The 9,145-nt window shown below is 71.3% G+C and carries 6 protein-coding genes and 1 pseudogene; 2 read left to right on the top strand and 5 right to left on the bottom strand.

Annotated elements, in window-relative coordinates; genetic code table 11:
- Window positions 1-725: 725 nt before the first annotated feature.
- From J7U37_RS25340 to J7U37_RS24380, 4 genes and pseudogenes are all read right to left on the bottom strand, one after another.
- A complete protein-coding gene (locus J7U37_RS25340; protein WP_348773022.1) occupies window positions 726-1,472 on the bottom strand; it encodes an MFS transporter in 747 nt (248 codons plus the stop codon).
- 280 nt (window positions 1,473-1,752) lie between these two features.
- Window positions 1,753-2,172, bottom strand: a pseudogene (locus J7U37_RS25335) (MFS transporter); the annotation flags it as partial.
- Window positions 2,173-2,400: 228 nt separating this feature from the next.
- On the bottom strand, window positions 2,401-2,847 hold the full coding sequence (locus J7U37_RS24385; RefSeq protein ID WP_247637418.1) for an NUDIX domain-containing protein: 447 nt from the start codon (window positions 2,845-2,847) through the stop codon (window positions 2,401-2,403).
- 112 nt (window positions 2,848-2,959) lie between these two features.
- Window positions 2,960-3,253, bottom strand: coding sequence for a succinate dehydrogenase assembly factor 2 (locus J7U37_RS24380; protein ID WP_056181110.1), 294 nt, complete (start codon window positions 3,251-3,253; stop codon window positions 2,960-2,962).
- 210 nt (window positions 3,254-3,463) lie between these two features.
- Here J7U37_RS24380 and recG point away from each other — a divergent pair, with 210 nt between their 5' ends.
- A complete protein-coding gene (gene recG, locus J7U37_RS24375; RefSeq protein ID WP_247637417.1) occupies window positions 3,464-5,611 on the top strand; it encodes an ATP-dependent DNA helicase RecG in 2,148 nt (715 codons plus the stop codon).
- A gap of 189 nt (window positions 5,612-5,800) precedes the next feature.
- Entirely contained in the window at window positions 5,801-8,302 is a 2,502-nt protein-coding gene (locus J7U37_RS24370) for an EAL domain-containing protein (RefSeq protein ID WP_247637416.1), read from the top strand.
- A 34-nt stretch (window positions 8,303-8,336) separates the two neighbouring features.
- Here J7U37_RS24370 and J7U37_RS24365 read toward each other — a convergent pair whose 3' ends face one another.
- Window positions 8,337-9,101 (bottom strand): DUF502 domain-containing protein, encoded by a 765-nt coding sequence (locus J7U37_RS24365; protein ID WP_247637419.1) that lies wholly within the window; start codon window positions 9,099-9,101, stop codon window positions 8,337-8,339.
- Window positions 9,102-9,145: the final 44 nt, after the last annotated feature.

Here is a 9,145-nt window from a genome sequence, read left to right as displayed (position 1 = left end):
CCCCCAAGCGGCTTTACCCCCGCGCGCGGTTTTGCGCCGGGGGCATGGCCCAAGGAACACGCCGAACGGGGACGCGGGACGCCGCGGAACCCTTCTGTGCGCTTTTGATGGTTGCCGGTCCCCCGGCGTCCCGGGCTCCGGCGTCGCCGCCGGGGCCGTTCACGTCGCGATGTCTCCAACGGATCTCGTGCTGGCGCTAAGTTCGGCGGGTTTCGGAGAGACCCCGCACGCTTCGGAGCGAGCCTTCGTCGCACGCCGCCTCGTCATGGGCGGCGCCGCAGCTTTTCCCCGCTGCCCCAGGGACGGGTCGAACGGCGAGGGCATTTCCTCCCCCGGCGCGCCGCCCAGACCCGAGCCAACGGTTGTAACGAGCCGTCGCCCGAGGCGGCAGCGACCGAAGCCACCGACGCGGGCACCGCCCCGCCGCCCTCCAGCCCACCCGGTCGGTCTCCGGTCAGGCTCCCGATTCGCTCGGGCGGCAGGTGTGGGGATAGAGGCACGATATAGGAATATTGTCAAGTCTTTTCGACGACAGCCTGCCGTTTGCCGACGCTCGGAACTCGGAACTCGGAACTTCGGAACTTGGAACTCGGCCGACGACGGGGGTCGGCACCTGATCCGCGGAGCGCGAGGCTCGAGAGGCTTTCGTTTTCGTTTGTCGTGTCGGGATCACCGGTTTCCACGGATCCCTGACAAATCCGATGATCCCTGACAAATCCGAGGCGTCAGCGGAGAGCCGGCATCCTTGCTCTGCCCTTCAGGGTCAACAAGCTGAGACACCCAAACCCGAAGGCTGCCGTCGCCCCATAGAGCATCACCGCATCGAACCCCTCTCCGAGCGCGTGACGGGCCATCTCAACGGGGATACCGGCGGCCTCGGCCGCGGCGAGGTTGCCGGCGGCGACGGCTTCGGAGAGCGTGGTCAGGCCTGAAGCCGCGTGGGGCGCGACGGGTTCCAGGCTTGCGCGGATGCCCCGGACGAGGATGAGGCCCATCAGGGCGATGCTGATCGAGAGCGCCATCATCCGCACGCTCATGTCCATGGCTGAGGCCATGCCGGCGCGCTCGATCGCGACGGAGCCTGTCGCCGTGTTGGCGACGGGCGTGTTGGCGAGGCCCACGCCGAGACCGGTCACGACACAGCCGGGCAGCAGGGTGACCCAGGCCGCTTCGCCGACGCCTGCCCCCAGCCGCATCAGGACGAAGCCCAGTCCGATGGTGAGGAGGCCGAGCGGGATCACGAAGCGGGGTCCGCGCGCCAGGAGCAATCGCTCGGCCAGCGGGGGGACGAGGAGCGTCGGCAACGTATAGGCGAGAAGCGCCAGACCCATCCGGACGCTGTCGAGGTTCTGAACCGCCTGGACGTAGATCGGCAGGTAGATCACGAAGGGCCAGAAGCCGAAGTTCATGCCGGCCGCGCCGAGAAGGGCGCCGGAGAAGGCCCGGTTGCGGAACGCGCCGAAGTCGAACATCGGGCGAGGCGTGCGCGTCTACCACCAGAAGGAAGGCGAGGACGCTCGCAAGGCCCGCGAGGGCGAGCGCGAGGGCTGCGGGGTTGGCAGGGACGGGCGCTTCGCCCTGCGTGATGAGATAGACGAGCGCGAAGACGGAGAAGGAGAGCGTTGCCACGCCCGGCCAGTCGAACCGCACCGCCTGGGTGTCGAAGGATTCCGTGATGCCGGCCTTCGCGGCGGCCCACGTCACGGCGGCAAGCCCGACATGAACCAGGAACACCCATTCCCAACGCGCAGCCGCCACGGTGAGCCCGCCGATCAGCGGGCCGAATCCGAGACCGAATCCGAAGACGACGCCCCACCAGCCGAAGGCCGAGCCACGCTCCGCCCCATCGCGGAGCGGGTTGGACAGGATGGCGATCTGGCAGGCCAGCATGGCGGCGGCGCTCGCACCCTGCACGAAGCGGGCGGCGATCAGGTCCGGCGCCTGCGTTGCCAGCCCGCAGGCCAAGGAGGCGAGGCCGAACGCAAGAACGCCGGCCATGAAGACGCGCTTTCGCCCGAGGCGGTCGGCGAGCGCCCCCATCGCCATGAGACAGGTCGTCATGGCGATCGTGTAAGCGTTCATGATCCATTGCCGCTGCCGGAAGTCGGCGGGCAGGACCCGCTCGAGGGTCGGCAGGATGGCCGGGATGCTGGAGATCTCGAGTCCCAGCATGAGGGCCGACAGGGAAACGGCGGTGAGGGCCGCCCCGTTCTTCGCGGTCGCGATGGATGCGCTCACAGGGCTCGTCTCGGCTGACGCCGCTGCACCCCGAAAGATGCAGCTGCAGGTTGCGGTCGGCGCAAGACTTGGCGCGAACGCGATCCCTCTGCAATCGGACGCCGTCGATCAGCGTGACACCGAAACGGAATCGACGGTCTCCGTGGGTGCCGGACCGGACGTTCAGAGCGCTCTTGCCAGCGGAAGGGCTTTTGCCAGGGGAAGGGCTCTTGCCAGCGGAAGGACATGGTCGCGCGTGAGCGGGGCCAGCGGGAGGCCCCCTGCTGCGTCGTGCGTGACCCAGATCGCCTCCTCGATTTCCGAGCCGATCGTCGGCGTCCCGGCCAGTCTCAGATGGAAGAGTTCGGCCTGAACCATCATCCCGGTCTCGTTGGCGGCGACAGCCCGGTAACAGCCGAGATGGCGGCCCTCGCCCTCCTCCAGCGTCACGCCGATTTCCTCGTGGAGTTCACGGCACAGGGCCGACCGCGCGCTTTCGCCCGTTTCGATCTTGCCGCCGGCCTGCATGAACCAGCGGGTGCCCCGTTTCCGCACCAGCAGGAGCCGACCGTGACCGTCGTCGATCAACCCGGCAGCGATGCGGATGTCTCGAAACGCGACGGACGTCATGGCGTGATGCTCCGGGCCGACGCCGACGCTTGCGGCTCAAGCCAGACAGGAGGTCTGCACGGGGCAGGATCGACAAGCGATACCGAGGGCGCGAACGGGTCGCCATCGCCCCCTAATGAATCGGCGCGTCGTGCTTATGGAACGCCTTGAGGCGGCGGTAGACCGGGGTGTCGTAGTTCTCGGGCGTCGGGTCCTCGCCGGTGAGCCAGCGGAACAGGTCGCGGTCCGGCACCTCGATCAGGGCCTCGAAGAGGGTCAGCTCCTCCTCCGAGAGGGTGCCGATCTCGGCATCGGCGAAGCGGCCCATGATCAGGTCCATCTCGCGGATGCCGCGGTGCCAGGCGCGGAAGAGGGTGCGGCGGCGGCGCGGATCGAGGTCGGCGCTGGTGCGGGTGGTGCCGGACATGCGGTCAGCCTGTGATGCGGGGATCCCGGGATGCTGTGATCCGGGGATCCCCGGATCATGCCATCCCCTGCCCGGCCCCGATGCGGCATCCGTCGCAGGACCAAGCCTTCGTGGGTGTATATAGAGACAGCCGCCCGCGCCACCATCCCGCCGTCACGCACGGTGGCGCCCGTTCCGCATCCCATCCGTGCCTTCCCTCCAACGAGCCGCATGACCGACGCCGCGCCGCGCCAGCCCCTGCTCCGTCCGAGCATCCTCGATGCCCTGTTCGCGCCCGCGCGCGGGCTGCCGGGCATCGGCCCCAAGATGGCGCCGATGATCGAGCGGCTGCTCGGCACGCCCGAGCAGCCGGCCCGCATCGTCGACCTCCTGTTCCACCTGCCGCAGGGCGGCGTCGCCCGGCGCCTGATGGGCTCCATCGCGGAGGCGCCCTCCGGCGAGCCGGTGACCCTCGGCGTCACCGTGACGGGCTACCGGGCGCCCCAGCCCGGGGCCGGCCGGCGGCCGTTCCGGGTGCTGGTCGAGGACGCCACCGGCGACATCACCCTGGTGTTCTTCGGCATGCCCCAGGCCCGGGTCGAGAAGATGCTGCCGCTGGGGAGCCACCGCTACATCACCGGGCGCATCGATCTCTGGGACGGGCACCGCCAGATGGTCCATCCCGCCCGCATCGTCGACGAGGCAGGGCTGGCCGCCCTCCCCGTGGTCGAGCCGATCTACGGCGCCACCGAGGGGCTGACCTCGCGGGCGATCTCGAAGCTCGCCCATGCCGCCCTGGAGCGCCTGCCGGTGCTGCCCGAGTGGCAGGACCCGGCCTGGATCGCCCGCGAGGGGCTGCCGGCCTTCGCCGACGCCCTGCGGGCCGAGCACCGGCCCGAGAGCGCGCCGCCGCCCGTGCCGGAGGGCATGACCGCGCCGCCGCGCACGCCGGCCCGGCGGCGCCTCGCCTATGACGAGCTTCTCGCCTCGCAGCTGGCGCTGGCCCTGATGCGCGCCCGCAACCGCCGTGCCCCGGGCCGGGCCAATGCGGGGGACGGCACGTTGAGCGGCCGGATCGAGGCCGCCCTGCCCTTCGCGCTCACGGGGGCGCAGAGCCGCGCCGTCGCCGAGATCCGCGCCGATCTCGCCTCCGACCGGCGCATGCTGCGCCTGCTCCAGGGCGATGTCGGCTCCGGCAAGACCGCCGTGGCCTTGCTCGCCATGGCGTCGGCCGTGGAGGTCGGGCGCCAGGCCGCCCTGATGGCCCCCACCGAGATCCTGGCGCGCCAGCATTTCGAGCGCCTGGCGCCTCTCACCGACGGCCTGCGCCTGCGCCTCCTCACCGGGCGCGACAAGGCCTCCGAGCGTCGCGCCACCCTGGCGGCGCTGGCATCCGGCGCGGTCGACATCGTGGTCGGCACCCACGCGCTGTTCCAGGACAGCGTGGTGTTCGCCGATCTCGGCGTGGCGGTGGTGGACGAGCAGCACCGCTTCGGCGTGCACCAGCGCCTGGCGCTGGGGGCCAAGGGCGCCGCCGTCGACATCCTGGTGATGACCGCGACCCCGATTCCCCGCACCCTGGCGCTGACCTGCTTCGGCGACATGGACGTCTCGGTGCTCGACGAGAAGCCCGCCGGACGCCAGCCGATCGCCACCCGCCTCGTCTCCACCGACCGCCTCGACGAGGTGGTGGCGGGGTTGGGCCGGGCCGTGGCCGCCGGCGACCGGGTCTACTGGATCTGCCCCCTGGTGGCGGAATCCGAGTTCGTCGATCTGGCCGCCGCCGAGGAGCGCTTCGCGGATCTGCGCCACAGCTTCTGCGACGCGGTCGGCCTCATCCACGGCAAGATGCCGGGGCCCGACAAGGACGCCGCCATGGAGCGCTTCCAGCGGGGCGAGACCAGGATCCTGGTCTCCACCACGGTGGTGGAGGTCGGCGTCGACGTGCCGGAAGCGACCATCATGGTCATCGAGCATGCGGAGCGCTTTGGGCTGGCCCAGCTCCACCAGCTGCGCGGCCGGGTCGGGCGGGGTACGCGCGCCTCCACCTGCCTGCTGCTCTATCGCGGTCCCCTCGGGCAGGTCTCGCGGGCGCGCCTGGAGATGATGCGCGAGACCGAGGACGGCTTCCGCATCGCGGAAGAAGACCTGCGCCTGCGCGGCGAGGGCGAGGTGCTGGGCACCCGGCAATCGGGCCTCGCGGCCTTCCGCCTCGCCAGCCTGGAGACCGACGCCGAATTGCTGCAGGTGGCCCGCGACGATGCGCAGCTCGTGGTCCAGCGCGATCCCGGCCTGAAGAGCGCGCGCGGCCAGGCCCTGCGGGTGCTGCTCTACCTGTTCGAGCGCGACGCCGCGATCCGGCTGCTGGGCGCCGGATAGGGCACGGACCGGTTTTCGACGATCGGTTTTCAAGGATCAGAGTCCTGCGCCGGCTGATGAACCTGGCGTCAATCTTCCCGTGCGCAGCCTTCCGCCTGCAACCTTCCGCCTGCAACCACGGGAGCGGGGTCGATGCCGAGCCAGGGCCAGGGCGAACCCCGGGGATCGCGACGCGACGCCGCGCGGCCGATGCCCCTGATCGATCGCTGGCACGCCGCCCGCCGCGCCGGCGAGGCGATCCCCACCTACGAGTCCGTGGTGCTCGGCACGCTCGGGCGCCATGCCGACCACGCCGCCCTGATCGCCACACAGGACGGCCGGCCGACCCGGATCCTCTGGAGCGGCAGCCATTTCGCCATCTGGCTCGGGCGCAGCGAGCGGGTTCCCGGCGAGGTCCGCTGCGCCGTGTCGGATCTCGGCGAGGACGTGCGCCAGCCTCTCGACGAGGTCGTCGCCCGCGCCCTCGACCAGAACGGTCCCGCCCGGACACGCTGCGACCGCGTGCAGGACGGCATCGTCACCGGCATCACGTTCCTGGCCCTGCCCCTGTCCTGGGGCGCGGAGCAGCCCCTGGTCCTGGTCAGCCTGTCGGGTCCGCCCTCGCGCTACGACCTCGTGAAGGCGATCTTCGGCGCCACCGACCAGGGCATGCTGGCCCTGAGCACGGTCCGCGGCCCCGACGGGCGGCTGAACGATTTCAAGATCGTTGCGGCCAACGAGGGAGCCGCCCGCATGCTCGGCCGGACCATCCCGGAGCTGCAGTGGCGGCGCCTCACCGATATCGTCCCGGGCCTCGTCGAGACCCGGGCCCTGCGGCGCCTGTTCCGCATCATCGAGGCGGAACGCCGTGCGGTGTTCGAGCTCAGCGTTCCAGTGCCGGACGGGGCCGTCCTCCACCTGAAGATCGAGGCCGGCTGCATCGGCGATCTCCTCGCCCTGACCTTCGTCGATGTGGGCGACCTGAAGGCCCGCGAGGCGTCCGCGCGCCTCCTGTTCGAGAACAACCCGCTGCCGATGTGGCTGGTCGACCGCGACAATCATCGCTTTCTCGCGGTCAACGATGCGGCCCTGGTCCATTACGGCTACGCCCGGGATCGCTTCCTCGCCCTGACCCAGGGCGACCTCGAGCCCGCAACCCGGGCGATGACGGATCCGGGCCTGCCCCGGGTCCATCGGCGGGCCGACGGCACCCGGATCGAGGTCAACCTGTTCGAGCGCCGCCTCGAGTTCCATGGGCGCGCGGCGGTGCTGGCCGCCGTGGTGGACGTGACCGAGCGGCGCCGGGCCGAGGCCCGCATCGCCCACATGGCGCATCACGACGCCCTGACCGATCTGCCCAACCGCGTGCGGCTGCGCGACCGCCTCGCGGAGGTGATCGCGCAGCCGCGCTGGAGCGGCGTCGGGGCCTGGCTGCTCTGCCTCGACCTCGACCATTTCAAATCCGTCAACGACACCCTCGGGCATTCCGCCGGCGACACGCTGCTGTGCGGCGTCGCCGAACGGTTGCTGGAGGGTGTCGGGCAAGAATCCGGGCGAGAAGGCAGCCGAGAAGGCAGCCGAGAAGGCAGCCGAGAAGAGGGCCGAGAAGCCGGGCCGGCGGTCGGACGGGAGGTGGTCGTCGCGCGCATGGGCGGCGACGAGTTCGCGATCCTGATGGTGGACGACCCGGCCTCCGCGCCGATCCCGGTCGAGCGCGTGCGGACCCTCGCCGCCCGGCTGATCCGAAGCCTCGGCCGGCCCTTCCCGATCCAGGGGCAGGCGGTCCGGATCGGCGTCAGCATCGGGCTCGCCCGCCTGCCCCGGGACGGGACCGATCCCGACCGTCTCCTGCGCAATGCCGATCTCGCCCTGTACCAGGCCAAGGCCGCGGGCCGGAACACCCACCGGGTCTTCGAACCCGCGATGGAGGCGGGGCTTCAACGGCGGCGCGCCCTGGAGCAGGACCTGCGCACCGCCTTCGCGGCGGGCGCCCTGGAGGTCCATTACCAGCCGATCCTGGGGGTCGGGTCCGGGCAGCTCACCGGCTTCGAGGCCCTGCTGCGCTGGCGCCATCCCGAACGCGGCTTCGTCCCGCCCGCCGAGTTCGTGCCGCTGGCCGAGGAGACGGGCCTGATCGGGCCGATCGGCGACTGGGTCCTGGGCCGGGCCTGTGCCGAGGCGGCGGGCTGGCCCGGGCACCTCCGGGTCGCCGTCAACCTCTCGCCGCTCCAGTTCCGGGACCGCCGCCTCGCCCAGGGCGTGGGCCGGATCCTGGCCGAGGCCGGACTGGCGCCCGAACGGCTCGAACTCGAGATCACCGAGACCGTCCTGCTCGCGGAGAACGCGGCCAACCTCGCCACCCTGCACCGCCTGCGCGCCCTCGGCGTCCGGATCGCCCTCGATGATTTCGGCACCGGCTATGCCTCCTTGAGCTACCTGCGCGCCTTTCCGTTCGACCGGATCAAGATCGACCGCACCTTCGTGAGCGAGATGGAATCCAACCCGCACGCGGCGGCCATCGTCCGGGCGGTCATCGGCCTCGGGGCGAGCCTCGGCATCGCCACCACCGCCGAGGGCATCGAGACGGACGCGCAGTTCGCCCGCCTGCGCGCGGCCGCCTGCGACGAGGTCCAGGGCTACCTGTTCGGGCACCCCGCGCCGGCGGCGGAGGCCCTGCGGCGATGTCTGGCAGCTCCGCTCCCGCCGGCCTGACCGGAATCGATCCGCGTCCCGGCGAGGCGCCGGATCAGACCTCTTCGCGGCGGGCCGCCGGGCCGGCGGGTTCCCCCTGGGCCGCCCGCAGGGTGGAGGCCAGGGCCTGGAACCTGGTGTGGGACTCCTTTGCGTGGGCGTCCCGGGCATGGCCTTCCCGAGCATGGGTGTCTCGGGCGTGCGGATCCTCGGGCTGGATCACGCCGGCCGACATCACCAGCTTGGCCGCGTCGTCGACGCTCATGGCCACTTCGACGATCTCGCTGCGCGGCAGGTAGAAGAAGAACCCGGTGGTCGGGTTGGGCGCGCAGGGCAGGAACACCCCGACATGGTCGCCCCCCGGCGCCAGGGCGTTCTGCACGTCCGGGGCGGCGGGCGCCGAGAGGAACACCACCGACCAGGTGCCCTTCACGGGGAATTCCACCAGGCCGACGGTGCGGAACGAGGTGCCGTTGGCTGAGAACAGGGTCTCGAAGATCTGGCGCAGGCCCTTGTAGAGCCCCGAGATGACGGGGGTGCGGGCGAGCAGCACCTCGCCGAACTCGACCACGCTGCGCCCGACGAGGTTGGCGGTGAGGAAGCCCAGCAGCGTCACCGCCACGAAGGCGATGAGGAGGCCGAGTCCCGGAATCGAGAACGGCAGGTAATGGTCGGGCAGGTAGCTCGCCGGCACCAGGGGCTTCACCCAGCCGTCGATGAGGCTGATGAACCACCAGGTCAGGTAGATCGTGATGGCGAGCGGCCCCGACACGATGATGCCGGTGAGGAAGTAGGTCCGCAGGCGGCCGCGCGCGCTCACCCGCGGGCGGCCGCCGGATTCGGGCTCTGGGGGGGGAAGCGGGG

The organism is Methylobacterium sp. 37f, from assembly GCF_023093475.1.
In the GTDB taxonomy this organism is placed as follows: Bacteria; Pseudomonadota; Alphaproteobacteria; order Rhizobiales; family Beijerinckiaceae; genus Methylobacterium.
Note: the sequence above shows the minus strand (reverse complement) of the source record. Positions and strands in the feature narration are given on the sequence as shown.